Genomic DNA, 24,917 nt, shown 5'->3' with positions numbered 1-24,917 from the left:
CCGGGGAGGCTGCTCACTGGCGCTGGGCGGTCTCGGAGGCGAACACATCCGGACTGGCGATTTCGGAGGCGAACAGCTCCGGATTCTCGAACATGACGTTGTGCCCCGCCTCCGGCACGTCCACCACCCGCACCCCGGACGCCACCAGCTCGTCCGCGCCCACGAGTTTCCCGCTGCGCTCACCCTGCAAGAAGACACGCTCCACGGGCAGCTCCATGAGCATCGCGCGCATCGTGGGTTGCGTGCCTTTCACGAGTCCCGTCGCACTTCGGTGCAGGGCGCGGGGATCAGCCAGCCGCATGGTCGCTGCCCACAGCGGGCCGACCTCGGCGAGCACGCGCGCGTGGCCCTCGGCCACGAAGTCCTCCTCCTCGTAGGCCGCGATGCCGCTGCTGCCCTGTGTCGCGGCCGGGTTGGGGTCCAGGTTGGCCTCGGTGAGGACCAGTCGTGACACCAGGTCGCCGCGACGGTGCGCGAGCACGATGGCGACGGAGCCGCCCATGCTGTGCGCGACGATCTCCGCTCCGGTCACCTGGGCCGCATCCAACGCCGCGGCCAGGGCGTCCGCGTGTTCCTCCAAGGAGTAGCCGAAATCAGCCGGGCGGTCGCTGATGCCGTGGCCCGGCAGGTCGACGAAGAGCGATCGGCGTCCGGACAACTCGGGCCTGGCGGCGATGTGTGCGTGATAGGCCGCCGACGCCGCGCCGAGCCCATGCACATACACCCGGGCAGGCTCGGCTCCCGCGCTCTCCGTCCAGCGCACACAGCTGCCCTGCCCGTCGAACCGTGCCTGTCGCATCGCCGCTCTCCTTCGAATCGTCCACTCCTACCTCCGAGGGAGAGTACATCGCAACCGATGTATTGCAGAGAGGAGGTACACCGTTGGTGCGGCAGAATGCACGGCATGCTCGAACTGGCCATCCTCGGATTCCTCTACGACGCACCCCTGCACGGCTACGAACTGCGCAAGCGCATCACCGCGCTGACCGGGCACGTACGACCGGTCGCGGAGAGCACCCTGTACCCCGCCATCAAACGGCTGGAGAAGGCGGGCCTGCTGGCCCGCGAGACACAGCCCGGTTCCGTGGCGGCCCCCCGCCACGTCCTGAACCTCACGGCGGAAGGCAGAAGCGAACTGCGCCGCAGGCTCACGGAACCGCAGCAGGCCGACATCACCGACGAGAACCGCTGGTTCACGGTCCTCGCCTTTCTCCGCCACGTCGACGACAGAGCGGTCCAGGCCACGGTCCTCGAACGCCGCCTGACGTTCCTCGAGGAGCCGGCCAGCTTCTTCTACGAGGGTGAGCGGCCGCTGCGCGCCGAGGAGTTGGACGACCCGTTCCGGCGCGGCATCCTCACCATCGCACGGGCGACGAGCCGGGCCGAACTCGCGTGGCTGCGAACGACGTTGGCTGCGCTCCGCTGAAGTCGAGCTCACTCCGCCGAAGTGGCCGCCGACTCGTCGATGTGGACCACAGGGCAGCCCCGGACACCGGGCACCGGGAACGTGCCGAGCTCGCCCACCCGATACCCCTTCGGGTAACCCTTGATCTCCCAGTTCTGCCGGGCGTAGTGCGGCGCTTTGCGGGGCGGCATCAGGCGCACGGCACGCCCGCGCAGCCGCACCGCGCGCCTGACCAGCGTCCGGGTTGCGGAGCTGGGCGGTTCGTAGCGAAAGGCGCGCAGGAGGGGTTCGTCGAGCAGTGCGAGAGTCGAGGCGCGCAACATGGGTGCCAGCGGACGCGGATACCACGAGGCCATGAGGTCGAGGGTCGCGTCGGAGACCCTGCGCGCTCCCTCGTCCCACGCGAAGTGGGCCTCTTCGTAGTCATCGAGACACTTCTCGAAGGCTTCGTAGGAGTCCGGTATGCCCTGGATCCCCATGTGGCGCCCCAGGGTGCGGTAGTAGACGGCGGCCGCGGTCCTCTCGTGGCGTGACAGCTTGCGCCATCCGTAGGCGTCGATCCAGCGCTTGGGCATCACCACGAACGTGCACAGCACGTAGCGCATGTCTTCGTTGCTGATGTCGTAGCTGCGGTGCATCTGGTTGATGCGGCGGATCGCGGTGCGGCCCTCGTCCGTGCCGAAGCCGTGCTCCACAACGGTGTCGAGGAGCAGGGCCGTGTCGTCGTACCGCTTCTGCGTACGGTCCGTCAGTTCCGCCGTCTCGGCCAGGAGTCGACCGATGGTGGGCACGGCGTAGGTGCGGTAGAGCGCAAGCTCCAGAGCGCGGGTGTAATCCCAGGGGAACTCGTACGTCGCGGTGAGCCGGTAGATCGCCAGGGCGTCCTTCTCCGGGTCGAGACGCCGAATCTCCTTGAGCCGGTCATAGCGCTTCACCGCACCGTCCCCCTTCTGTCGTCGGAGCTCCAACTCTACGTTGGGGTACAACAGATGAATGATCATCAGCGGCAACCACAACCGGGGGAAGGTGGCCCACATGTTCGACAAGCTCCGCAAGCTGTGGCGCTCGGAGGGATCTGTGCTCGTTCAGAAGGAGGGGCGCCCGCACAACCTCTTCGAGGCGGCCGCCGTCTACGTGGCGGCGTGCGCCGAGGACGATCAGGACCGCCAGGACGAGGCCACGGGCTGGGTCTCGCCGGAGGCCCTGTCCTTCGGTGTCAGCGAACTCGCCTGCCGAGCGGTCATCGCCCTCGCACGGGAACGCGACGAGTCGCCGACGGACGTGGCGCGTACGCTCCTTGGCCTGCCTGCCGCCTGACATCCGCGTGCGTGGGATCGGGGCAGGCCAGTGCCTCATGGACGGGGTTGCCTGTCCCGGTCGCGTGCGTGAGGCGCTCTCGGACCTCGCGCGGGGTGCGTGGGCGGTAGCCGGGGCCGCCGCAGCAGCCCTGCCGGAAGCGGAGCCCGGCCAGCAGGACCGCGCTCAAGGCGCGCCAGGCCGCCCTGTCGCGGCGCTTGGGCACGGCAAGCGCGGAGCCCGCGTTGAGCAACTGGCCTCCGCACTGAGGGCAGTTGTCGACACGCACACGGCTGTAGTCGGCCTCCTTCTTGAAAGAAGCACGGCACGGCAGACAGACGAAGTGCGAACTGGCTCTGGGCATGACACCCAGCGTAGGCGTCGGACACGAGGGTGCACGAGCGAGTTTCCCGGTGCGTACGAGCGACTTTCCTGGTCACGCACCCCTCGACGATCAAGCGGACCTGTGGTTAGGGTGCGCCGACGGATGAACCGATGGGGAGGCTGGCATGGCCGGAACGGACGACGCTGTCGCCGCCGAGGACGACGCGCTGTACGTGCTGACCGCGGTGCTGCTGACACCCGCGAAGTTCCCGAGTGTGCTCGGTGACGACTATCCGGAGGCGTGCGCGGCCCTGGGGCTCGCGCCGCTCGCCGCCGGTTACGGTCTGGTGCTCGGTCAGGACGGTGCGGGCGCCCGGTGGACGGTCGTGGTCGACGACGTGTCACTCGTGGCCGTCGCCATCGCCTCCTGGGACTGCGGCATGGAGTACGACCTGTCGCCCGACGAACGTACGGTGGTCGCCGCGCTGCCCGGCTGGCCGCTCGCGGTCGCCGTCGCGGCGCCCAACGTGCCCCCTCCGCACGACCCCGAGCCCGAGGAAGCGGACCAGAAGCCGCTCTCTCCTCCGCAGTCCGACACCTGGGGACCTGCTCAACGTCGGCTCGGCGCCGACGAGATCGCGCTCCAGTGGGCGGCGTGGCGCGAGCAGATCGACGACGCGGATTTCTTGACCGACAGCGCCGAGAAGGACGCGGCGCAGGATGACGAGGAAGCCACCCCGGAGAGCGGCGAGACCCCCCAGGCCAAAATCGCTGCGGGCGCCGATTCCGACGCCGAACAGGCGCCCCTCACCGGCATACGTCGCGTGCTGGCGGAAGCTCGGGACTACGTGAGCACTCCGCCGCCCCTGGGTCGCGTGCGGTCGTCCTTCGCCTCCGGAGAGGCGCGCACCCTGCGAGCCGACGGTCCCGGCTGGTCCATGGTCGCCAGGACCGACGACATCGCGTTCGTGCTGCTCGACGAAGAGCCGGGAGAGGTGCTGCCGGTGGGCCGCGGGCCCGAACTCCCCTGGCTCCTCGACGCGCTCGACAAGATGGCCGTACGCCCCGCCTGATCCCTCTGGTCCCGCTGGTCCCGCGTCTTGTCACAGCTCGCATGACCATCGGCCGATGTCGGTGTGAACCACGCCGCGCCCGCGGATACGCTCACCGGCCCCACGCGCCGCGGAACTGCTGGGGCGCATGGGTTTTCCGCTCGCGGTGCCGCCTTGGGCGGGACCGCGAACGGAGAGGCCGTCAGCACCTGCGCATGGGGGTGCGCCCCTGGTGCTGTGCCCGCCCGGGGTGCCGGGTCAGTGGCCGAGTTCCTTGCGCGAGACACGGCGCAGCCTGCGCCGCTGTCCGGGATCCAGGGTCAGATAGGCCGCGGCCGGGACCCCGAGCACGATCAGGAGGGCGGCCCACCAGGGCAGCCAGATCAACAGGATGAGGCCGGCCGCCACACCCCCTGCGGCGATCTTCGCGTTCTTCGACATGTGCGTCGCCTCCTTCGCGGCTGCTGCCGCTCTCTGTCTTGAGAAACGGGCTTTGACCGCCCACAGTTCCAGACTGCTCCCCTGATAGACCCCTGAGGAGCGACCCTGACGCAACCCTGAGCCGCGGCGCGTGTCCGCGTGGCTACTCAACCCTCAGCGGCTCGCCGACCTCGTACATGTGACGCAGTACCTGCCGGTAGGAGTCGATGAATTTGGCCTCCGTGTACGGCATGCCCAGCTGGGCGCAGTGGGCGCGGACCAGGGGCTGGGCGCGCCGCAGGCTGGGGCGGGGCATGCTCGGGAAGAGGTGGTGCTCGATCTGGTAGTTGAGTCCGCCCAGAAACCAGTCGGTCAGGGCGCTGCCGCGGATGTTGCGCGAGGTGAGGACCTGGCGGCTGAGGTGGCCCCAGCGCTCCCCGTCCGGGTCGGGCATCTCCATGCCCTTGTGGTTGGGCGCGAAGGCCAGTCCGAGGTGCAGGCCGAAGAGTGCCTGGTGGATGGCGGCGAAGGCGAGGGCGTGGCCCACCGGCATGGTGACGAGCAGCAGCGTCACGTATCCGACGAGGTGCGCCACGAGGAGAGCGCCTTCGAGCACGCGTTCGCGCGGCGCTTGGCGGCGCAGGTCCTGGAAGCCGTAGATCTTCATGGCGACGCCCTGTAGCAGCGTCAGCGGAAAGAACAGCCAGGCCTGGTTGCGGGTGAGCCAGCGCCGGAATCCGACACGGACCTTGGCCTGCTTGCTGGTCCAGACGAGGACGTCCGCGGCGACGTCGGGGTCCTTCTCGAGGTGATTGGGGTTGGCGTGGTGGCGGTTGTGCTTGTCGTTCCACCAGGCCGAGCTCATGCCGAGGAGGAGGTTGCCGTGCACGAGCCCGATGGCGCGGCTCACGTTGCGGTCGCCGGTGATCTGGGAGTGCCCCGCGTCGTGACCTATGAACGCCGTTCGGGCGCACAGCACGGACAGGACGGGTGCGAGGAGCAGCACCCACCAGGAGCCTCCGATGAGGGCCATGCCCGTCGCCACCGCGGCCAGCGCAACGGCGTTGACCACGATGGTGCGGGCGTACCACCCGGTGCGGCGGCCCAGCAGCCCCTGCTCCTTGACGGTGCGCAGGAGAGGTGCGAAATCGCTCCCGGCGGGCTGCCTTGCGCTGGTACTCGAGGGACGATCCGCGACTGCTGCGACGGCCTGGGACATGGTGAGGTCTCCGGTCTCTGACTGGATCGGGCTGACGTTGCACAACGTATGAGCCCGTGACCTGCGCAAACCATGACGCCTTCACCCGTCTTGGGAGGGGGCCAGCACCGCCCGGAAGGGGGGCTAGGTACACCTCCGGGTAGCGCCCCCTCGCTTTCGTGACGTGGATCACTACGTGATCGCTAACGTCTAAGGCAGTACGTGTTGTACTCTCGGCCGCTCCGGTCCCAGTAGTCAAGTTTGAGGAATGCGCCATCGCCGTGCCCAGGCCCCCTGCTGTGTCACCTTCCGAGATCTCTGAACTGTCCAGCTGCTCCGTCCTGTTCGTCTCCGGCGACCCGGCGCGCACCGGCCGCGTCGCCTTCTGGCGCCCCGAGGGGGACGCACCGCCCAGCTGCTCGGCAGGCACCGTCGAGGAGTTGACCGTCGCGGTGCCCGGCGCCGAGGGCGTCCAGCTCAGCGACGTGTCCGCACTGGTGCTCCCGCTACGCACAGCACTGCCCGTCCTGACACGCGCGCGTGCGTCGGCAGGAGTCCACCCGACGGCCGCCTTCTGGGGCACGGCAGGCGTGCTCGCGCTGCAACTCGCCGCGCGTGGACTGCTGTTGCCCGGCCTGACGCCGAGTGATCACGACGCATGGCGCTCGGGCCCCCTGGGCGCCGACGATCTGCGACGCCTGCGGGAGCTCGCCGCTGCGATGCCCCCCGCCGCGCACGCCCTTCCGTTGGAGGGCGGCTCGGAGCCCTTGCGGTTGCCCGAACCGGAGCGGCTGCTGCGCCAGTTCCTCGATGCGGTGGCCGACACGCTGCCGCGCTCCCCCGCCGCGACGCTGGCCGCCGGCGCCCCGGCCTTCGCCTCCGCGCAGCCCCAGCACGTCCCCACACAGCGCCCCTGGGCCACCGATGTCGCCGCTGGGCACGATGCCGGCGTACGGATCTCGCTGCGCGTCGAGGTGCCCGGCCTGGTGTCGGACACCCCCGACGGGACCCGCCTGCCGTTCCGCGCCGTGCTGCAGATGCACAGCGTCAGCGACCCCTCGCTCGTCGCGGACGCGGCGGAGGTGTGGGCCGCTTCGGGCGCGTCGGGGCAGGCCTTCGGGGCGCGGTCGCGGATGGACGCCCTGCTCGCGCTGCGGCGCGCCACGCGCGCGTGGCCGCCACTCGCTCCGCTCCTCTCGGCCACCGTCCCCGATGCGATCGAGCTCGCCGACGAAGAAGTCACCTCACTGCTGGGCGAAGGCTCCCGCATGCTCGCCACCGCCGGCGTCGAGGTGCACTGGCCCAGGGAACTGGCACGCAACCTGACCGCCCGTGCGGTCATCGGCCCGCCCGACGACGACGCGAAGGATCCGGGCAAGCCGTCGTCGGACACACCCTCGTACCTCTCCACCGACGCGTTGCTCGCTTTCAACTGGCGGTTCGCGCTGGGCGATCAGCAGTTGACCCGCGCGGAGCTCGACCGTCTCGCCGAAGCCAACCGTCCGGTGGTGCGCCTGCGCGACCAGTGGGTGCTCATCGACCCCGAAGAAGCCCGGCGTGCTCGCGCGCACCAGGACCACAAGGTCACCCCGATCGACGCCCTGAGCGCCGTCCTGACGGGCACCACCGAAGTGGGCGGGCAACGCATCGACGTCCAACCGACCGGCTGGCTCGCCACGCTGCGCGAACGCCTCGCGGACCCCGAGGGCATGGAGCCCGTCGGCCAGCCAGCGGCGCTCGCCGCGAACCTGCGCGACTACCAGCTGCGCGGCCTGAACTGGCTGGCCCGGATGACCTCCCTGGGCCTGGGCGGCTGTCTCGCGGACGACATGGGCCTCGGCAAGACGATCACGCTCATCTCCCTTCATCTGCACCGGCAGACCGACACCGACTCCGCCGGACCCACCCTCGTCGTCTGCCCCACGTCCCTCATGGGCAACTGGCAGCGCGAGATCGAGAAGTTCGCCCCCGGCACCCCCGTACGCCGCTTCCACGGCGCTCAGCGCAGCCTGGAAGGCCTCGCCGACGGGGAGTTCGTGCTCACCACGTACGGCACGATGCGGCTCGACGCGGACGCCTTGGCGCACGCCCCGTGGGGCATGGTCGTCGCCGACGAGGCCCAGCACGTCAAGAACCCGTACTCGGCCACCGCCAAGCAGCTACGCACCATCGGCGCACGCGCGCGCGTGGCGCTCACCGGCACGCCCGTGGAGAACAACCTCTCCGAGCTGTGGGCCATCCTCGACTGGACCACCCCGGGCCTGCTCGGCAAGCTCGGCACCTTCCGTACCCGCTACGCCCAAGCCGTCGAGAGCGGCAAGGACCCGGCGGCCGCCGAGCGGCTCGGCCAACTCGTACGCCCCTTCCTGCTGCGCAGGCGCAAGTCCGACCCGGGCATCGCACCCGAACTCCCGCCCAAGACGGAGACCGACCGAGCCGTTTCCCTCACCACGGAGCAGACGGGCCTCTACGAAGCGGTGGTGCGCGAGACGCTCGCCGAGATCTCCGGCGCCGACGGCTTCGCGCGGCGGGGCCTGATCGTCAAGCTGCTCACCGGTCTCAAGCAGATCTGCAACCACCCCGCGCAGTACCTCAAGGAGGACAAGCCTCGGATCGATGGCCGTTCCGGAAAGCTGGAACTGCTCGACGAGTTGCTCGAAACGATCCTCTCCGAAGACGCGAGCGTGCTCATCTTCACGCAGTACGTCCAGATGGCGCGCCTCATCGAGCAGCACCTGGCGGCCCGCGGCACCCCGTCCCAGTTCCTGCACGGCGGCACACCCATCGCGGCGCGCGAGGCGATGGTGGAGCGCTTCCAGAACGGCGAAGTCCCCGTCTTCCTGCTGTCGTTGAAGGCGGCCGGCACCGGACTGAACCTGACGCGCGCCGAGCACGTCGTGCACTACGACCGCTGGTGGAACCCCGCAGTCGAGGCACAGGCCACCGACCGCGCGTACCGCATCGGGCAGACGCAGCCGGTGCAGGTGCACCGCCTGATCGCGGAGGGGACGATCGAGGACCGCATCGCCGACATGCTGTTGCGCAAGCGGGAGTTGGCGGACTCGGTGCTCGGTTCCGGGGAGGCGGCGCTGACGGAACTCACCGACGCCGAGCTGTCGGATCTGGTGGAACTGCGTGGGGGGACTCGATGAACGACATGAACGACATGTACGAAGGGCCGAGCGGCGAGACCCACGGGGACGGCGGTCACGGGGAGGGCGGGGACGGGCAGGAGCGCACCTTTGCCGCGCTGCCGCCCGCGCACGGCCGGGGGTTCGCGCAGAGCTGGTGGGGCCAGGCCTGGCTGAAGGCCCTGGAGGACACTGCACTGGACCTCGCGCAGTTGAAGGCCGGACGCAGGCTCGCGCGCGCGGGAGCCGTGGGCGCGGTCTCGGTGCGTCCCGGCCGGATCACCGCGGTCGTCCAGGACCGCGACGGCACCCCGCGCCGCTCCGACGTACTGCTGCAGCGGCTCGGCGAGGACGAGTGGGACCGCTTCCTGGGCATGGCCGTCGAGCGGGCCGGGCACATCGCGGCGCTGCTCGACCGGGAGATGCCGCCGCATCTGGTGGAGGACGCGGCGGCAGCGGGTGTCGAACTCCTGCCGGGCATCGGCGACCTGGAGCCGGAGTGCGACTGCGAGGCCTGGGACCACTGCGGGCACACCGCCGCCCTCTGCTACCAGGTGGCCCGGCTCCTCGACCAGGATCCGTTCGTGCTGTTCCTGATGCGTGGACGGGCGGAGCGCGAGCTGCTGGACGAGCTGCAAGTACGCAGCGTGGCGCGGACAGAGGCCGAGGAGGCGCCGACGGAGGAGCAGGAGGGGGCCCAGGAGGGCGTGGATGCCGACGAGGCGTACGCGGAGGGTGCCATCCTGCCTCCGCTGCCCGAGCTGCCTCCGCTGCCGCCAGAGCCGGGCCTGCCGCCCTCCCTCGACACAGAGGCGGAACCCGCGCCCGGTCTCGATGTGGCGGCACTCGAGTTCTTGGCGACCCAGGCGGCCGTGGAGGCGCACCGGATGCTGGCCGAGGCGCTGTCCCCGGGGCACGAACGGCACCCGGTCGAGCCGGAATTGACGCTCGACGAGGATGCCGTACGCCTCGCCGCCACAGCTCCCGCGCCGGTGGCCTCACGCCTCGCGACCGCCGGGGACCGCGGCAAGGACGGCCTCGCGCTGGCCGTACGGGCCTGGGAGTACGGAGGTCCGGCCGCACTGTCCGTCCTCGAGGAGGAGTGGGCCCCGGAGGCGGACGCACTGGCACGCGCGCGTGCGGCGCTGGACGTGGCCTGGGACGACGGGGAGCGGCCGCAGCTGCGCGCCGCCCGCAACCGCTGGACCGTGGTGGGCGGCGACGCCCAGCTGCGGCAGGGCCGCGACGGTCGCTGGTGGCCCTACCGCAAGGAGCGCGGACGCTGGACCCCGGCGGGTCCAGCGGCCCACGACCCCGCGACGGCACTGGCCGTGGCGACCGGCGGCGAATAGGCCGGGCAGGTCCGGTGCGAGCCTTCCACGTGCCCGCACCGGCCGCCAGCCACGGCTCGTCCACAACAGCACCGGCCCCCGAACCCAGCACTGGACCCCAGCCACAACGCACTCACAACAGTCCCCCGCTCACACCAACACCCCGGAAGCGTCCGACTTCCCGGCCCGGCGCCCTCCGGCGCATCCGAGCCGCTCATGCGCACGCCGGGAACACCGGCACGTGCACTCCCCCTGACCAGCGATTGAGCGCGAGCATGACATCCGCCAGGGTGGACCCCACCGGTTCAGGGGTGCCGACCGCGACTGGGCTCCCCCGTCCCGCAGGGCCCCGGAGTGATGGAGTACGTCAGCGCGATCCAGCCGAAGGGGGGCGACAAGGGCCAGGTGCCCAACTACCGCTGACCGGCCCGTAGGTGACGGCGGCGCCTCTTGCCCCTCGCGGGAGGCGCCGCCAGTGCGCCCCCTCACGTTCACCTCTCTGCCTCCCTGTGTTCGTGGCGACGGCGAAGCCTGATCGCTGTCACCGAACACTTGCACCCCAGGAGGCACTCATGTCCCCGCACGCCGCCCGAAAGCGTCGCGTCCGCCGTTCCGTCGCCGCGGGTGTGCCGTTCGCCGTGCTCGCGGCGATCGCGGTGACCGGCACGGCCACGGGTGCCCAGACCAGCGGCAAGGAGAAGGCGCCTCGGATCACCTCGACGGCGACCCTCGGTGACGTTCCGCTGGGGACGTTCAGCAACTCCCTGCTGCCCGGCACGGTGAGCGACGACCGCGGTGTCGATCTCGGCGGCATCGGCAGTGACATCTATCCGGCGGGCCGCAAGGGCGAGTTCTGGACGGTCACGGACCGCGGGCCCAACGGCCAGATCAAGGTGGACGGCAAGAAGCGACGCACATTCCCCGTCCCCGGTTTCGATCCGGCGATCGTCAAGATCCGCGTCTCCGGTGACACGGTGAAGGTCATCGACGCGCTCCCGCTGACGACTTCCTCCGGTAAGCCCGTCACCGGACTTCCCAACCAGGAGAGGCGCGACGAGACCCCGTACACGTACGACGCGAAGACGGCGCTGACCTACGATCCGAACGGCCTCGACACCGAGGGCATCGTGCGGGCACACGACGGCAGCTTCTGGCTGGTGGACGAATACGGCCCCTCGCTCGTCCACGTCTCCGCGCGCGGAAAGGTGCTCAAGCGCTATGCCCCCGAGGGCCTGAAGCTGACGGGTGCCGACTATCCGGTCGTCGAGGCGCTTCCGGGCGTCCTGTTGCACCGCAAGGCCAATCGCGGCTTCGAGGGGCTCGCGCAACTACCGGGCGGTGACCTGGTGATGGCGGTGCAGAGCCCTCTGTCGGTGCCGGACGAAGACGCGGGTGACGCGTCGCGGACGGCACGTTTGCTGCGCTTCTCGCCGAAGAAGCAGGCGGTCACCGCCGAGTACGCGTACCACTTCGACGCGGTCGGTGTGGTCGACCCGGGCGAGGACGACACGTCCGAGCTGAAGATCTCTTCCGTGGTGGCCGTCGGCCGTGACCGGCTCCTGGTCGAGGAGCGCACCGACAAGGCCGCTCGGCTGCAGACGGTGAAGCTGGACCGTGGCTCCGACATCCTCGGCGAGCGGTGGGATGACGCCTCGACGAAGCCCTCCTTGGAGGAGCTCGACGATCCGGCGGCCTCCGGAGTGCCCGTCCTGAGGAAGCGTCTCCTGGTCGACCTCGGCGCCATGGAGGGCGTACCCGACAAGATCGAGGGCGTTGCCCGCGTGAACCGTCACACGCTCGCCCTGATCAACGACAACGACTTCGGGATGACGGACGGCGCGGAGGCGTTCGACGAGGAGGGGCGGCTCGTGGACAGTGACGTGCAGACCACGGTGACGTACGTGCGGCTGCCGAAAGGCCTCTGAGTCCGGTGGTCTCGCGCCCGATACGCCGATCAGAAACCCCGTTCGGTGACGCCCGCTTTGATGACCTCCATCTTCAGGAAGTAGAAGCGCGCTTCGTTGTCCGCGCGTGACGGGAGCAGGGAGTCCAAGTCGCTCGGCAGATCGCTGGGAAGCTCCGACGGCAGACCGCTGGGCAGGTTCGAGGGCACCTCCGTCGGCAGGTCCGTCGGCAGCTCGGAGGGGATCTCCGACGGGATGCTCAGCGAGGGCGTGGGCTTGCCGCCCGAGCTCTCACTGCTCTCGGATGGGCCCTTCTTGTCGTCCGAGCCGTCACCACCAGTCGCCACCAGGACTACAGCGACGACGGCGCCGATCGCGACGATCAGCGCGAGCAGGACGAAAAGGCCGCCCCGGCGCCCTGACGGCCCGCCCGGCGGCGGAGCAGGCGGCCATCCGCCACCGCCCGGGGGCATACCGTCGCCTCCCGCTGGAGGCCATCCCCCGCCGCCCGAAGGTGGTCCGAACCCGTCGCCCGGAGGCGGGCCGTACCCTCCTCCGGGCGGACCGTAGCCTCCACCGGGCGGACCGTAGCCGCCGTCACCCGGAGGGGGCGGGTCACCCGGCGGAGGGGGCGGCGGTGGCGGTACGGGCGGCATGGCCATACCGTCCAGAGTCGCCTCGAAAGGGTCAAGATGCGACCCCTGCGCAGAACTTGATGCCTCCGCAATCGGGGCGTCGGGTCAGCCCCGCGCCCCCAGAAGGTGATCCATGGCCAGCTGGTCGAGGTGCTCGAAGGCCATGCCCCGGTCCGCGGCTGCCGTCACGTCGAAGTCCTCGAAGGCGGCCCGGTCGGCGAGCAGCCCGGAGAGGCCGTCCTCGGCGGTGGGAAGGGACAGCTCGTCCAGGCGGGACGCGCGCAGGGCCTCCTGGACCTCCGGGTCGGCGCGGAAGGCGGCCGAACGCTCCCGAAGGATGAGGTAGTTGCGCATGCAGCCGGCGGCCGACGCCCACACGCCCGTGTAGTCCTCCGTGCGCGGCGGCTTGAAGTCGAAGTGGCGCGGACCTTCGTAACCGCCCCTCTCCAGGAGGTCGACCAGCCAGAAGGCGCTGCGCAGATCGCCCGCCCCGAAGCGCAGGTCCTGGTCGTACTTGATGCCGGTCTGGCCGTTGAGGTCGATGTGGAAGAGCTTGCCCGCCCACAGGGCCTGGGCGATGGAGTGCGGGAAGTTGAGGCCGGCCATCTGTTCATGGCCCACTTCGGGGTTGACGCCGAACAGTTCGGAGCGCTCCAGACGCTCGATGAAGGCAAGGGCGTGCCCCACGGTGGGCAGAAGAATGTCGCCGCGCGGCTCGTTCGGCTTGGGCTCGATCGCGAAGCGCAGGTCGTAACCCTGCTCCGTCACGTAGTCGCCGAGCAGGTCGAAGGCCTCCTTCATGCGGTCGAGGGCGACGCGTACGTCCTTCGCCGCACCGGATTCGGCGCCTTCCCTGCCGCCCCACGCGACGTAGGTGTGTGCGCCCAGTTCCACCGCGAGATCGATGTTGCGGATGGTCTTGCGCAGCGCGTAGCGGCGTACGTCCCGGTCGTTGGCGGTGAACCCCCCGTCCTTGAAGACGGGGTGTGTGAAGAGGTTCGTGGTCGCCATCGGCACGACGAGGCCTGTCGCGTCGAGTGCCTGCCGGAAGCGCTTGATGTGCGACTCGCGCTCGGTGTCCGTGGCGCCGAAGGGGATCAGGTCGTCGTCGTGGAAGGTCACTCCGTAGGCCCCCAGTTCGGCCAGGTGCCGCACGGAGTCGGCCGGGTCGATGGCCGCCCTGGTCGCGTCGCCGAACGGGTCCCTTCCCTGCCAGCCGACGGTCCACAGGCCGAAGGTGAACTTGTCCTCAGGAGTGGGCTGGTACGTCATGTTCGCTCCCTGGATGGCTGGTGCACAGCTGTGTGGCGGAGTGGGCATGGCTGCGTGCCCGCTCGTGCGCGGCTGCCGCGACTATTTCGTCATGGCGCTTAACAAATTAGTATCCGGAGGCATCCCTGGGAAGGTCGGACGGAAAGAAGTCCGGGCGTGCCCGGAAAGAGCCGCGGGAACGGAGACCCCCGATGTCATCAGCGCCAGCAGCCGACGGGCCCCTCGTCGTCGGCGTGGACAGCTCCACGCAGTCCACGAAGGTCCTGGTCGTCGACGCCGCCACGGGCAGGGTGGTGGCGAGCGGTCAGGCCCCGCACCGCGTCAGCTCGGGGCCCGCCCGCGAGAGTGACCCCGAGGACTGGTGGAACGCCCTGTGTGCGGCTCTCGACCAGTGCGGCGAACCGGCGCGCGAGGCCGCCGCGGTGTCGGTCGGTGGCCAGCAGCACGGGCTTGTCACGCTGGACGCGCGGTCCAGGCCGGTGCGGCCCGCGCTGCTGTGGAACGACGTGCGCTCGGCGGCGCAGGCCCGCTCTCTGGTGGACCGCCTGGGGGGCCCGAAGGCGTGGGCCGAGCGCGTCGGCAGCGTGCCGGGGCCCTCCTTCACGGTGACCAAGTGGGCCTGGCTCAGCGAGCACGAACCCGAGGCGGCGCGGGCCACCGCAGCCGTGCGGCTCCCCCACGACTACCTCACCGAACGCCTCACGGGATCCGGCACGACCGACCGGGGCGATGCCTCCGGCACGGGGTGGTGGGCGTCGGCGACGGAGGCGTATGACGAGGAGATCCTGGGACTCGTCGGCCTTGCCCCCGAGCTGCTGCCGCGTGTGGTGCGCCCCGGTGAGGTCGTCGGCACCGTGCGCGGGAGCGGCGAGCTGCCCTTCTCCAAGGGCACCCTCGTCGCCCCCGGAACCGGCGACAACGCGGCGGCGGCGCTCGGGCTCGGCCTGCGCCCCGGAACGCCGGTCCTGAGCCTGGGAACGTCGGGCACCGTGTACGCGGTCTCCACGCGGCGCCAGGCGGATCCCACGGGCACCGTGGCCGGGTTCGCCGACGCACGCGGCGACTGGCTGCCGCTGGCCTGCACCCTCAACTGCACTCTGGCCGTGGACCGGGTGGCCGCGCTGCTGAGCCTCGACCGTGAGGCGGTGGAGGCGGGCGGCGCCGTCACCCTGCTGCCCTACCTGGACGGTGAGCGCACTCCTGACCTGCCGCATGCTTCGGGACTGCTGCACGGGCTGCGCCACGACACGACTCCGGGGCAGCTGCTGCAAGCGGCCTACGACGGGGCTGTGCACTCGCTGTTGGGCGCACTCGACCTGGTCTTGGACGCGGACGCGGACCGCTCGGCTCCGCTCCTGCTCATCGGCGGCGGGGCGCGGGGCGCGGCCTGGCAGGACACCGTGCGGCGCCTTTCGGGGCGGGCCGTTCAGGTGCCCGAGGCCAGGGAACTGGTCGCCCTCGGTGCCGCCGCCCAAGCCGCGGGCCTCCTGACGGGCGAGGATCCTGCGGCTGTCGCCCGCCGCTGGGGTACGGCTGACGGTCCTGTGCTGCCCCCTGTGGAGCGGGACGAGTCGGCGCTGGCCCGGATCGCCGGGGTAGTCTCCGACGCGGCGTCGCTGCTCGACTCCAGGGGCCATCTCGACGCCAAGGGCCACGAGGAAACCCGGCCATGAGGACGGAAGACAGGGACTGACGGGGGCATGACCGCACCACCGCACGACGCGAGCCGGGGCACGTCCGGAGCCCCGCTGCCCGACACGCAGCAGGGGATGCGCCGCCGCAACCTCTCGCGTGTCATGCACGCCGTCGCGGCGCACGGACCGCTGTCCCGTGCCGCCGTGGCCACCCGGATCGGCTTGACGCGGGCGGCGGTCTCCACGCTGGTGGACGAGTTGATCCGCTCCGGTCTCCTGGACGAGCTGGGCCCCGGGCGGCCCGGCAAGGTGGGGCGCCCCGGATCCGCGCTCGCGGTCAGTGGGCGCGGGCCGGCCGGCATCGGCGCCGAAATCGGCGTGGACCACCTCTCGGTGTGCGTGGTCGACCTGCGCGGAGAGGTACGCGCGCGTGCCGTGCGACAGGGAGACAACCGGGGGCGCGCCCCGCAACCCGTCCTACGGGAACTCATCGCACTGGTGCGGCAGCTGAGCGACGAAGCCCACCTGGCAGGGCTGCGTCCGGCGGGCCTTGCACTCGCCGTCCCGGGCCTCGTCGCCCGCGGCACGGGGGTGGTGGTGCGCGCCCCCAATCTCGACTGGCACGACATCGATCTCGCCGCCCTCCTGCCCGAGGGGCTGCCACTGACGGTGGACAACGAGGCCAACTTCGGCGCACTGGCCGAGCTGTGGCTCGGTGACGCGGCGCCCCAGGACTTCCTCCACGTGTCGGCGGAGATCGGCATCGGCGCCGCGCTGGTCGTCGACGGACGGCTGCTGCGCGGGACACGCGGCTTCGCGGGCGAGTTGGGGCACGTACCGGTGTGGCCGGACGGTCCACCGTGTCCGTGCGGCGGCCGTGGCTGCCTGGAGCAGTACGCGGGCGAGGAGGCGGTCTTGCGTGCGGCGGGTCTTGATCCTGGTGCGGACCGCGTCGGTCTCCTCGCAGAGCGCGCCGCGCAGGGCGATGATGAGGATGTACGAATGGCGTTGCACGGTGCGGGAGCCGCACTGGGCATGGCGCTCACCGGCGCGGTGAATCTGCTGGACCCGCGCTCGGTGGTGCTCGGCGGCGCCCTGTCGCGGCTCGCACCGTGGCTGCTGCCGTCACTGGAGGGCGAGTTGGAACGCCGCACGGCGGGCACGGCGTGCGCTGTCGCCGTCTCCGCCCTTGGCTCCGACGGCCCGTTGCTGGGGGCTGCACACTCGGTCGTACGGGCTGTGCTTGATGATCCGGCGGGGGCGGCAGCGGCGTAGGGCCCACTGCCTACTAGTGCCGCATCAGGCAAGGTTTGCCCTGTCCTAGATACGGTGTGTCCTATGAGTGGTGCTGGCCAGCCGGATCTGGACAAGATCGAAGCATGCTTCGCTGGTGTGGTTGAGGGACGCGTGAGCAGGGACGCGGCTGACCGGTGGGCCGGGCGATGGTACGCCGACGACACCCTCGAGTGGGACGAGTTGTCTCTCTGGGCGCTCCGGCTCCTGTACGGGATCGACCTGAGGTCGGGCCCGGAGGAGCCGTACCTGTACGACGACGATCAGGTACGCGGGTGGCTTGAGGAGCTGCGGCGCCGACGCGCCTCGTGACGCACCGCCAAAGTCCTGTTCTTGCCCACGGCTTGCCGTCAGGCTGTTCGCCTATGGCAGAGCGAGTGCGTGTACGCGAGATCGACGATGACGAGGGCCGACGGCTGCTGCGCATCATCCGTCGGGGCACCGGCTCGGTGGTGACCTGGCGGCGGGCTCAGATGGTGCTGCTGTCCGTGCAGGGCATGGCGGTGACGAGGATCGCGGAGGTGTCGTTCACCAGCGGCGACCGGGTCCGCGACGTGATCCACAACTTCAACACCGACGGCTTCGACTCGCTCTACCCCAAGTACAAGGGCGGCCGCCCGAAGACGTTCACGCTGCCCGAGCGGCGCGAGATAAAGAAGATCGCGAAGTCGCAGCGGCCCGAGCATGACCTGCCGTTCTCGACCTGGAGTCTGACCAAGCTGGCGGACTTCCTGGTTGCCGAGGGGGTGGTCGACGACATCAGCCACGAGGGCCTGCGCATTCTGCTCCGCGAGGAAGGCGTCTCCTTTCAACGGCTGAAAACCTGGAAGACCTCCCGCGACCCGGACTATACGGCCAAGAAGGCCCGCGTCGAGCACCTCTACGCGATTGCCGACGGTGAGGTCATACCCGACAAGAACGAGCCCGAAGTCGTCTTCTGCATGGACGAGTTCGGACCCCTCAACCTCATGCCCCATCCGGGGCGGCAGTGGGCCGAGCGCGGCGGCAAGAACAAGGACTCTGACCGTGAACCCCGTCGGCGACGGCGCGCTACCTACAACCGCTACGGCGGAATCCGGCACCTGTTCGCCGCCCTGGACCTGGCCAAGGACAAGCTCTACGGCCACATCAAACCGATCAAGAAGCGGACCCAGTTCCTGGAGTTCTGCCGCTACCTGCGCACCCTCTACCCGACGACGATGCGCATCGCGATCGTCTGTGACAACTTCTCCCCGCACCTGACGACGAAGAAATGTCAGCGGGTCAGGTCCTGGGCGACGGCGAACAACGTCGAGATCGCCTACACCCCGACGAACTCCTCCTGGCTCAACCGGATCGAAGCCCAGTTCACCGCCCTGCGCTACTTCACCCTCGACGGCACCGACCACGCCGATCACAAAGAACAGGGCAGCATGATCCGCTGCTACATCATCTGGCGAAACCGCCACGCCGACGACCAGCGCCTACGCGCCGTCGTCGACAGGGCAAACGTTGCCTGATACGGCACTAGCTCCGCCCCTCAGTGGTCATTCATCGGCGGTGCGCGCGGCCTGGGGCTCGAAAGAGGCGTGGCCACTGAGGTAGCGCCCCGGGGAAGTGCCGATGGTTCGCCGGAACGCAGCAAGGAAAGCGCTCGGTGTCGCGTATCCCACGGTATGTGCGACCCGCGAGACGGGCTGCCCCTCGGCGAGCAGCGGAAGCGCGGCACGCAGCCGCACATGGGTGCGCCAGCGGTCGAAGTGCATGCCGGTGTGGTGGACGAACAGCCGGGTCAGGGTGCGTCGGCTCACCCCGATGGCCCGTGCGTGCGCCTCCAGGCTCCGTGAATCCGCGGGGTCGGCAAGCAGAGCGTCGGCCACGGTGCTCACGCGGTCATCGGTGGGATGCGGGACATCAATGGGGGTGCTCGGCAAGGGATGCAGCAGATCCAGGACGACTGCCTCGGCCCGTAGCCGCGCGTCATCGGGGAGGTCCTCGCGGCCGAGGTAGGCGATCAAGTGGGCCAGCAGCCCGTCGACACCGACCGGTGTGGGCTCTGACCATCTCACGTCGCATCGATCGGGTTCGAAGTAGAGGCTGCACAGCACTGCTTCGCGGGTCGCGCCGGTCCGATGGACGACCCCCGCCGGCAGCCACAGCGCTCGTGTGGGGGGCAGGACCCAGTAGGAGTCGTCGACAGCGACGCCGAGCACACCGTTCCGCGCCCAGGCCAACTGGTGCTGGGTGTGGCTGTGCGGGATGAACCACTGCCCGGACGCCAGGGGAAAGTTCCCGACGACGATCGCACCCACCCCGGCCGGGACAGCCCCCATGACGGCATCGGTCATGCCCCCAACCTATGTCCTCAATGCGATACGACGTGGCCTCGTAGCGCATCGCGGCCAACACGGCCGGTACATAGCGTCGTTCTATGCCGATCCATCATCCGCGCCACGGGCGCTACCACCGATCGCACAGGCCGCTGACGAGAACAGGACGCCCCCTATGACGTCGCTCCCGATCACGGCCACTGCCAACTCCCCTGGACGGCGCGGGCCCGCCCTGGTGGTGCTGTGCTTCGTGCAGTTCATGCTCGTTCTGGACGACAACGTGGTGAGCGTCGCGCTGCCCAGCATCCGCGACGACCTCGGCTTCAGCACCGCGGGCCTGGCCTGGGTCGTCAACGCCTACTTCCTCGCCTTCGGCGGGTTGCTGCTGCTGTTCGGCCGCATGGCCGACCTACTGGGCCGCAGGCGCGTCTTCCTGACCGGTGTTTCGCTGTTCGGGGTGGCGAGCCTGGTCTGCGGGCTCGCGCAGGAGCCCTGGCAGCTCGTGGTCGGACGGTTTGTCCAGGGCGCCGGCTCGGCCATGGCCAGTCCCGCCGCCCTTTCCCTGATCACACTGCTGTTCCCCGGAACCGACGAGCGCGCCAAGGCGTTCGGTATCTGGGGCGGCATCGCGGCACTCGGCGGCACGATGGGCCTGGTGATCTCCGGTGCGCTGACCGGCCTTGCGTCCTGGCGCTGGATCTTCCTGATCAACCTGCCGGTGGCGCTGGCGGCAGTAGCCCTGCTGCCTCGCCTGGTCACCGAGAGCCGGGCCGGGCGTGCGGTACGACTTGATGTGCCTGGTGCGGTACTTGGCACCGGCGCCTTGGTCTCCCTGGTCTACGGTCTGCTCCGGACCGGCGAGTCGGGCTGGGGCGACCCGGGCGCAGTCGGGTCCCTGGTGCTGGCATTGCTCCTTGCCGTCACCTTCGTCGCCGTCGAGGCACGGACCGCCGAGCCGCTGGTTCCGTTGGCGTTCGTGTCCTTTCGCCTCCGCACCGTCGCCAACGGGGCCACCCTGCTGTTCTCCGCCGCCATGTACGCGATGGCCTTCTTGTTGATGGTGCACTTGCAGACCGTGCTGGGCTACCGCCCGCTCACGGCGGGCGTCGCCTACCTGCCCTACGGTGCCGGCATCCTCGGGGGCATGTGGCTCTCCTCCCGGGCGGTCGTCAGGCTCGGCGTGCGAACGGCCCTCGCTATGTCCTTTCTGATCAGCGCGGCCGGGCTCCTCATGCTGTCCGGCGTGACACAGAGCGATGGTTACGCATCCGGAGTGCTGCCCGGCATGCTCGTCACCAGCCTCGGATGCGGACTGAGCCTGCCCGCCCTGACCGTCGCCGCTCTCACGGGCACCACCGAGGAGAACGCCGGGCTCGGGTCGGCCATCCTGAGCTCCGTTCAACAAATCGGCGGCGCCGTGGGGGTGGCGGTCCTGGTCACTCTCGCCGCGCGCCGCAGCGACGCCCTGGCCGTACAGGACGACCCTTTGCACGCATCGGCGGAAGGCTTCTCATTCGCGCTCACCGTCGCCGCCGCCCTCCTCTCACTCGGTGCTGTCCTCGTAGGCACCTTGCTCGGGAAGCAGCACCGCCCCGAAGACGTGGACGCAACCAGTGACGCTCCGGCCGACCACGCGAACCGGTCGAGTGCGCAGTAAGTACTGGCCTCCATCCCGGTGAACGAATCAACTTGAGTCTCCAGTAGGGGGAGACACGAAGGTGGGGTCATGAACGGCGACACGCTCTACTCGATCGGTGATCTGGCGCGGCGGACCGGCCTGACGGTCAAGACCGTCCGGTTCTACTCCGACGCGGGGATCGTGCCGCCCGCCGACCGCAGCCCGGCCGGCTACCGCCTGTACGGCACCGACGCAGTCGCCCGCCTCGACCTCGTACGCACGCTGCGCGACCTGGGTCTTGACCTTCCCACCATCCGGAAGGTCGTGGACCGGGAGGTCTCGCTCCCCGAGGTCGCCGCGGCGCACGCGGACGCGCTTGAGGTTCAGATCCGCGTGCTGCACCTGCGGCGCGCGGTCCTGACAGCGGTGGCCAAGCGCGGGTCCACCCCTGAGGAGTTGGATCTCATGCACAAGCTGGCCAAGCTCTCCGAGGACGAACGTCGACGCCTGATCGACGACTTCCTCGGCACCGTTTTCGACGGCCTGCACGACCACCCTGCCTTCGCGGCGGTCACCCGCTCCCTCACGCCCGAACTGCCGGACAACCCCGAGGCCGAACAGGTCGAGGCCTGGGTGGAACTGGCCGAGCTGTTCCAGGACCAGGGGTTCCGCTCCACCATGCAGGGGATGGCCCAAGATCTGGCGGTCGACCGCGCCCCGGACGACCGCACCGGCCTGCCACGTATCCTCGCCGATGCCGGTCGGGCACAGGTCACCCCCGCCCTGGCGGCAGGCATCGATCCGGCCTCGCCCGAGGCCGACTCGATCGTCACAGCGCTCGCAACGCATTACGCGCACATCCTCGGCCTTCCCGACGGCACCGCCGTGCGCCGGCGCCTGGTAGCCCGCCTGGAGACCATGGACGACCCCCGCAGGGACCGTTACTTGACGCTGCTCGCAACCATCAACGGGTGGCCCCTGCCCGAGAGTCTGGCGCCGGTGATCGACTGGACCGTCCGGGCCCTGCGTGCCCGTCTGCCTCGGTAGTGGGCCGAGCAAGCGCAACCTGTTCCGATCCGGCAGAGCCGACCGATGCGGCCGACGTGGCGCCCCGGGGATCCCGCTCCGGCTACCGAAGTTTGATGGACGTGCCCGGCTTCTGGCGCCTCACCGCGATCGGGATGGCGTCGAAAATACCGGCCGCCATGATCGGCCTGAGCCTGCTGCTCCTGGTCGGTCACGACGACTCGTACGGGGCCGCGGGCCTCGCGGTGAGCGCGCTGGCGCTCGGCCAAGGTGTCACCGCTCCCCTGCGCGGCCGGCTCATCGACCGGTATGCACCCTGCCCGGTCCTGCTGAGCTTTCTGGCCGCCTACCTGGTGGCCACTCCCCTGCTGGTGCTGGTGGTGCGGGGTGGTGGGTCCGTCGCCCCCATCCTCGCGCTTGCCGCAACCATGGGGGCGAGCGCTCCTCCCGTCGCCGTCATGATGCGCTCGGCCTGGCACCGCTCCACCAGCAGCGGCCCCGCCAATACCGGATTGTTGGCCACGGCGATGGCTCTCGACTCTTCGATGATGGGCGCCGCGCTGGTCATGGGCCCCGTGCTCGCCAGTTGGCTGAGTCTGGCGATCTCGCCGGTCATGCCGTTCGCTGCCGTCGCGCTTCTGACGGCCGCAGCGGTCGGCCTCTTGATCAACACACCAGGTCCACCGTCACGTCCCGCTCGGCCCGGCCACTGGCTCGGACCACTGACATCCGCTCCCCTGCGACGCCTGCTGGCCGCGGACGCCCTCTTCGTCATGGCGGTCACCGCGGTGGATGTGGTGCTGCCGATCTACGCACAGGAGTACGACGCGGCCGAGTTCACCGGCCTGTACCTGGGGGTCCTGTCCGTCAGCAGCGTGCTGGGCAGCCTCGCTCTGGGCGCCGTACCTCAACTGTTGTCCCGCGGGCCCAAGATCTCCATACTCCTCTGTGCGTTCGCGGCAGGGGCCGGTGCGCTGACGCTCGTCGCAGGGATGTCTCCTCTGGCGGCGCTCCTGGTCTGCCCGATGGCCGGGCTGGCGATCGGCTGTACCTTCGCCGCGCTGCGCGCGACCGGCGGCGACCTCGCGCCCGAAGGACAGGTCACCGAGACGATGTCCTGGCTGAGCAGCCTCGACCTGGTTGGCGGTGCGATGGGCGCGGCGGTGTTCGCACACATCGCGGCAGAGAGGGGAAGCCGGGCCGCGTTGCTGTTGATACCGGCAGTCGCCTTGCTGGCCGCGGCGATCACCGCCCTGCCCCTGTCGCGCACCGCCGAATCGATGAATCGGTGAATCGACGAACCGAGCGTCGCCCTCGAATCCCACGGGTGGAATCGCCAGACTGAACCGACTGAACCGACTGAACTGGCTGAACTGGCTGAGCCGACTGAACCGCCAGGCGGTCGGGCGGGCCGATCCGACGGAAGACGGAAGAGGGACAGCGATGGAAATGGACCGGCATACCCACGTGCTGAGTGGCACCGGCCACGAAGCCGCTCGCCACTACGAGCGAGCGCTCGACGCGCTGTTGTTCTTCCGTGCCGAAGTCGCCGACGAGACGCAGGCGATGGCGGCGGCCTCCCCGGATTCCGTGATGGCGCACGTTTTCAGCGCCTACCTCGGGCTTCTCGGCACCGAGGAGAAGGACGCGGCCGACGCGCGGCGTTCCTTCGGAGCTTTCCGAAGCACGGTCGATCCCGGCGTGCTCTCGCCCCGCGAAAAAATGCATGCGGCGGCCGCCCAGACGTGGTTGGACGGGGACATGCTGCGGGCCGGTGAGATCCTCGGCGAGATCAGCACCGAGTTCCCCCGCGACGCCCTCGCCCTGGCTGTCGGACACCAGATCGACTTCTTCACCGGGGACGCTCAGCGGCTGCGCGACCGGATCGGTGGCGCGCTCTCCGCGTGGGACGGTGAGGATCCGCACTACGGTCCGCTCCTGGGGATGTACGCCTTCGGGCTCGAAGAAGCCGGGCACTACGGCCACGCCGAGGAGATCGGACTGCGGGCGGTCGAACGTCACCCACGGGATGTGTGGGGAATTCATGCGGTCGTCCACACGTACGAGATGCGAGGGCTGTTCGGCGAAGGGATCCGCTATCTCGACGCGCGGACCGAGGACTGGGCCGACGGCAACTACCTCTCTGTGCACAACGCTTGGCACTACGCCCTGTACGCACTGGAGGCCGGCAGCATCGGACGGGTCCTCGCCGTCTACGACAACACCCTCCACAACGAGGCATCGCAGTCCGTCGCCATGGAACTCCTCGACGCCTCCGCCCTGCTCTGGCGACTGCTCCTGGCCGACATCGACGTCGAGCCCCGCTGGGTGGCGCTCGCCCAGGCATGGGCCGGCCGCGAGGTCGGTGCCTACTACGCCTTCAACGACGTCCATGCCGTGATGGCGTACGTGGGGGCAGGTCGGCTTTCCGATGCCGAGCGGCTGGTGACGGAGCGCGAGCAGTGGCTCTCCCGGACCGACCCCTCGGTGACGAACCACGCGATGACACGCGAGATCGGCATCCCGGTGTGCCGCGCCCTCATCGCCTACCGCCGGCAGCAGTACGCCCGTGTGGTCGAGTTGCTGGCCCCCATCCGCTACCGCCTCAACTCCTTCGGCGGCAGTCACGCACAGCGTGATGCCATCCAGCGGACGCTCGTGGAGGCTGCCATCCGCTCCGGTCGGCAAGACCTGGCGCGGGCTCTGCTCAGCGAACGCATCAACCTGCGTCCCATCTGCCCCTACAACTGGCGGGCCCGTGCCCGGCTCGCCGACCGGCTCGGAGACACGGCTCAGGCAGCGACCGCCCTCGCTCGCGCGGAGGAACAGGCTGCTGTGGGTGCGGCCGCCTTGGGCTGAAGCTGGCTCGTCCCCTCGTCTTCACCCGCCAGAGTGACCACGTTTTCCACAATCACGGTGCTGTACACAGATTTGGATTGCACCCTTCCGACCCAACCGACCCTCGCCGTAACGTAATTGACGCGGGACACCACCGGCCGGCCCTGGCGGCGGTGTCGTGTCCACGCGGATCGGGGGGATCAGGTGTCGGGAGCAGAGCCGTCCTGGGCT

At 70.0% G+C, this 24,917-nt stretch carries 22 protein-coding genes; 14 read left to right on the top strand and 8 right to left on the bottom strand.

The features are described from left to right. Positions 1 to 13: 13 nt before the first annotated feature. On the bottom strand, positions 14 to 799 hold the full coding sequence (locus ACIBCK_RS09715) for an alpha/beta fold hydrolase (protein WP_399388404.1): 786 nt from the start codon (positions 797 to 799) through the stop codon (positions 14 to 16). A gap of 105 nt (positions 800 to 904) precedes the next feature. On the opposite strand from ACIBCK_RS09715, the gene ACIBCK_RS09710 reads away from it, so the two are divergent. Next, positions 905 to 1,426, top strand: a complete 522-nt coding sequence (locus ACIBCK_RS09710; RefSeq protein ID WP_399388402.1) for a PadR family transcriptional regulator — start codon at positions 905 to 907, stop codon at positions 1,424 to 1,426. Positions 1,427 to 1,434: 8 nt separating this feature from the next. On the opposite strand, the gene ACIBCK_RS09705 is transcribed toward ACIBCK_RS09710, so the two are convergent. Further along, positions 1,435 to 2,340: an oxygenase MpaB family protein gene (locus ACIBCK_RS09705; protein ID WP_399388401.1), complete on the bottom strand. Its 906-nt coding sequence runs from the start codon at positions 2,338 to 2,340 to the stop codon at positions 1,435 to 1,437. 100 nt (positions 2,341 to 2,440) lie between these two features. On the opposite strand from ACIBCK_RS09705, the gene ACIBCK_RS09700 reads away from it, so the two are divergent. Next, complete coding sequence (locus tag ACIBCK_RS09700; protein WP_399388905.1) at positions 2,441 to 2,722, top strand: hypothetical protein; 282 nt, start codon at positions 2,441 to 2,443, stop codon at positions 2,720 to 2,722. On the opposite strand, the gene ACIBCK_RS09695 is transcribed toward ACIBCK_RS09700, so the two are convergent. Next, positions 2,646 to 3,065, bottom strand: a complete 420-nt coding sequence (locus ACIBCK_RS09695) for a zf-TFIIB domain-containing protein (RefSeq protein WP_399388399.1) — start codon at positions 3,063 to 3,065, stop codon at positions 2,646 to 2,648. The two genes, ACIBCK_RS09700 and ACIBCK_RS09695, sit on opposite strands and share 77 nt — an antisense overlap. A 145-nt stretch (positions 3,066 to 3,210) precedes the next feature. Here ACIBCK_RS09695 and ACIBCK_RS09690 point away from each other — a divergent pair, with 145 nt between their 5' ends. Continuing rightward, positions 3,211 to 4,098, top strand: a complete 888-nt coding sequence (locus ACIBCK_RS09690) for a hypothetical protein (protein WP_399388397.1) — start codon at positions 3,211 to 3,213, stop codon at positions 4,096 to 4,098. Positions 4,099 to 4,335: 237 nt separating this feature from the next. On the opposite strand, the gene ACIBCK_RS09685 is transcribed toward ACIBCK_RS09690, so the two are convergent. Then, positions 4,336 to 4,518 (bottom strand): hypothetical protein, encoded by a 183-nt coding sequence (locus ACIBCK_RS09685; protein ID WP_361042450.1) that lies wholly within the window; start codon positions 4,516 to 4,518, stop codon positions 4,336 to 4,338. Positions 4,519 to 4,660: 142 nt separating this feature from the next. Further along, positions 4,661 to 5,716, bottom strand: a complete 1,056-nt coding sequence (locus ACIBCK_RS09680; protein ID WP_399388395.1) for a fatty acid desaturase family protein — start codon at positions 5,714 to 5,716, stop codon at positions 4,661 to 4,663. 260 nt (positions 5,717 to 5,976) lie between these two features. Between ACIBCK_RS09680 and ACIBCK_RS09675 the strand changes: the two genes are divergently transcribed. The 3 genes from ACIBCK_RS09675 (at position 5,977) to ACIBCK_RS09665 (ending at position 12,082) form a co-directional block, all read left to right on the top strand. Then, complete coding sequence (locus ACIBCK_RS09675; protein ID WP_399388393.1) at positions 5,977 to 8,847, top strand: DEAD/DEAH box helicase; 2,871 nt, start codon at positions 5,977 to 5,979, stop codon at positions 8,845 to 8,847. 5 nt (positions 8,848 to 8,852) lie between these two features. Next, entirely contained in the window at positions 8,853 to 10,178 is a 1,326-nt protein-coding gene (locus tag ACIBCK_RS09670; RefSeq protein ID WP_399388903.1) for an SWF or SNF family helicase, read from the top strand. 551 nt (positions 10,179 to 10,729) lie between these two features. Next, positions 10,730 to 12,082, top strand: a complete 1,353-nt coding sequence (locus ACIBCK_RS09665; RefSeq protein ID WP_399388391.1) for an esterase-like activity of phytase family protein — start codon at positions 10,730 to 10,732, stop codon at positions 12,080 to 12,082. 29 nt (positions 12,083 to 12,111) lie between these two features. On the opposite strand, the gene ACIBCK_RS09660 is transcribed toward ACIBCK_RS09665, so the two are convergent. Beyond that, entirely contained in the window at positions 12,112 to 12,534 is a 423-nt protein-coding gene (locus ACIBCK_RS09660) for a hypothetical protein (protein ID WP_399388390.1), read from the bottom strand. 267 nt (positions 12,535 to 12,801) lie between these two features. Then, on the bottom strand, positions 12,802 to 13,968 hold the full coding sequence (gene xylA / locus ACIBCK_RS09655; protein WP_367038832.1) for a xylose isomerase: 1,167 nt from the start codon (positions 13,966 to 13,968) through the stop codon (positions 12,802 to 12,804). Between the two features lie 191 nt (positions 13,969 to 14,159). Between xylA and xylB the strand changes: the two genes are divergently transcribed. From xylB to ACIBCK_RS09635, 4 genes are all read left to right on the top strand, one after another. Continuing rightward, a complete protein-coding gene (xylB, locus tag ACIBCK_RS09650; protein ID WP_399388388.1) occupies positions 14,160 to 15,641 on the top strand; it encodes a xylulokinase in 1,482 nt (493 codons plus the stop codon). 27 nt (positions 15,642 to 15,668) lie between these two features. After that, on the top strand, positions 15,669 to 16,877 hold the full coding sequence (locus ACIBCK_RS09645) for an ROK family protein (RefSeq protein ID WP_399388385.1): 1,209 nt from the start codon (positions 15,669 to 15,671) through the stop codon (positions 16,875 to 16,877). A 63-nt stretch (positions 16,878 to 16,940) separates the two neighbouring features. Further along, entirely contained in the window at positions 16,941 to 17,207 is a 267-nt protein-coding gene (locus tag ACIBCK_RS09640; RefSeq protein WP_399388384.1) for a hypothetical protein, read from the top strand. Between the two features lie 53 nt (positions 17,208 to 17,260). Continuing rightward, entirely contained in the window at positions 17,261 to 18,394 is a 1,134-nt protein-coding gene (locus ACIBCK_RS09635) for an IS630 family transposase (RefSeq protein WP_399388382.1), read from the top strand. Between the two features lie 27 nt (positions 18,395 to 18,421). On the opposite strand, the gene ACIBCK_RS09630 is transcribed toward ACIBCK_RS09635, so the two are convergent. Next, positions 18,422 to 19,222: an AraC family transcriptional regulator gene (locus ACIBCK_RS09630; RefSeq protein ID WP_399388380.1), complete on the bottom strand. Its 801-nt coding sequence runs from the start codon at positions 19,220 to 19,222 to the stop codon at positions 18,422 to 18,424. Between the two features lie 157 nt (positions 19,223 to 19,379). Here ACIBCK_RS09630 and ACIBCK_RS09625 point away from each other — a divergent pair, with 157 nt between their 5' ends. The 4 genes from ACIBCK_RS09625 to ACIBCK_RS09610 all read left to right on the top strand — a co-directional run bounded on the left by ACIBCK_RS09625 (position 19,380) and on the right by ACIBCK_RS09610 (position 24,707). Beyond that, positions 19,380 to 20,861: an MFS transporter gene (locus tag ACIBCK_RS09625; protein WP_399388378.1), complete on the top strand. Its 1,482-nt coding sequence runs from the start codon at positions 19,380 to 19,382 to the stop codon at positions 20,859 to 20,861. A 69-nt stretch (positions 20,862 to 20,930) separates the two neighbouring features. Continuing rightward, on the top strand, positions 20,931 to 21,869 hold the full coding sequence (locus tag ACIBCK_RS09620; protein WP_399388377.1) for a MerR family transcriptional regulator: 939 nt from the start codon (positions 20,931 to 20,933) through the stop codon (positions 21,867 to 21,869). Positions 21,870 to 21,964: 95 nt separating this feature from the next. Further along, positions 21,965 to 23,140 (top strand): MFS transporter, encoded by a 1,176-nt coding sequence (locus tag ACIBCK_RS09615; RefSeq protein ID WP_399388375.1) that lies wholly within the window; start codon positions 21,965 to 21,967, stop codon positions 23,138 to 23,140. Between the two features lie 151 nt (positions 23,141 to 23,291). Then, on the top strand, positions 23,292 to 24,707 hold the full coding sequence (locus ACIBCK_RS09610) for a tetratricopeptide repeat protein (RefSeq protein WP_399388373.1): 1,416 nt from the start codon (positions 23,292 to 23,294) through the stop codon (positions 24,705 to 24,707). The last annotated feature ends 210 nt before the right edge of the window (positions 24,708 to 24,917 follow it).

The organism is Streptomyces sp. NPDC051218, assembly GCF_044455475.1.
Taxonomy (GTDB): Bacteria; Actinomycetota; Actinomycetes; order Streptomycetales; family Streptomycetaceae; genus Streptomyces.
This window is presented reverse-complemented; position numbering and strand designations above follow the sequence as displayed.

Excerpts from the sequence above, each read along its gene's own strand:
- ACIBCK_RS09715 (WP_399388404.1), bottom strand. The coding sequence starts at position 799 with ATGCGACAGGCACGGTTCGACGGGCAGGGCAGCTGTGTGCGCTGGACG.
- ACIBCK_RS09710 (WP_399388402.1), top strand. The coding sequence starts at position 905 with ATGCTCGAACTGGCCATCCTCGGATTCCTCTACGACGCACCCCTGCAC.
- ACIBCK_RS09700 (WP_399388905.1), top strand. The coding sequence starts at position 2,441 with ATGTTCGACAAGCTCCGCAAGCTGTGGCGCTCGGAGGGATCTGTGCTC.
- ACIBCK_RS09695 (WP_399388399.1), bottom strand. The coding sequence starts at position 3,065 with ATGCCCAGAGCCAGTTCGCACTTCGTCTGTCTGCCGTGCCGTGCTTCT.
- ACIBCK_RS09690 (WP_399388397.1), top strand. The coding sequence starts at position 3,211 with ATGGCCGGAACGGACGACGCTGTCGCCGCCGAGGACGACGCGCTGTAC.
- ACIBCK_RS09685 (WP_361042450.1), bottom strand. The coding sequence starts at position 4,518 with ATGTCGAAGAACGCGAAGATCGCCGCAGGGGGTGTGGCGGCCGGCCTC.
- ACIBCK_RS09680 (WP_399388395.1), bottom strand. The coding sequence starts at position 5,716 with ATGTCCCAGGCCGTCGCAGCAGTCGCGGATCGTCCCTCGAGTACCAGC.
- ACIBCK_RS09670 (WP_399388903.1), top strand. The coding sequence starts at position 8,853 with ATGAACGACATGTACGAAGGGCCGAGCGGCGAGACCCACGGGGACGGC.
- ACIBCK_RS09665 (WP_399388391.1), top strand. The coding sequence starts at position 10,730 with ATGTCCCCGCACGCCGCCCGAAAGCGTCGCGTCCGCCGTTCCGTCGCC.
- ACIBCK_RS09660 (WP_399388390.1), bottom strand. The coding sequence starts at position 12,534 with ATGCCCCCGGGCGGTGGCGGATGGCCGCCTGCTCCGCCGCCGGGCGGG.
- xylA (WP_367038832.1), bottom strand. The coding sequence starts at position 13,968 with ATGACGTACCAGCCCACTCCTGAGGACAAGTTCACCTTCGGCCTGTGG.
- xylB (WP_399388388.1), top strand. The coding sequence starts at position 14,160 with ATGTCATCAGCGCCAGCAGCCGACGGGCCCCTCGTCGTCGGCGTGGAC.
- ACIBCK_RS09645 (WP_399388385.1), top strand. The coding sequence starts at position 15,669 with ATGACCGCACCACCGCACGACGCGAGCCGGGGCACGTCCGGAGCCCCG.
- ACIBCK_RS09640 (WP_399388384.1), top strand. The coding sequence starts at position 16,941 with ATGAGTGGTGCTGGCCAGCCGGATCTGGACAAGATCGAAGCATGCTTC.
- ACIBCK_RS09635 (WP_399388382.1), top strand. The coding sequence starts at position 17,261 with ATGGCAGAGCGAGTGCGTGTACGCGAGATCGACGATGACGAGGGCCGA.
- ACIBCK_RS09630 (WP_399388380.1), bottom strand. The coding sequence starts at position 19,222 with ATGACCGATGCCGTCATGGGGGCTGTCCCGGCCGGGGTGGGTGCGATC.
- ACIBCK_RS09625 (WP_399388378.1), top strand. The coding sequence starts at position 19,380 with ATGACGTCGCTCCCGATCACGGCCACTGCCAACTCCCCTGGACGGCGC.
- ACIBCK_RS09620 (WP_399388377.1), top strand. The coding sequence starts at position 20,931 with ATGAACGGCGACACGCTCTACTCGATCGGTGATCTGGCGCGGCGGACC.
- ACIBCK_RS09615 (WP_399388375.1), top strand. The coding sequence starts at position 21,965 with ATGGACGTGCCCGGCTTCTGGCGCCTCACCGCGATCGGGATGGCGTCG.
- ACIBCK_RS09610 (WP_399388373.1), top strand. The coding sequence starts at position 23,292 with ATGGAAATGGACCGGCATACCCACGTGCTGAGTGGCACCGGCCACGAA.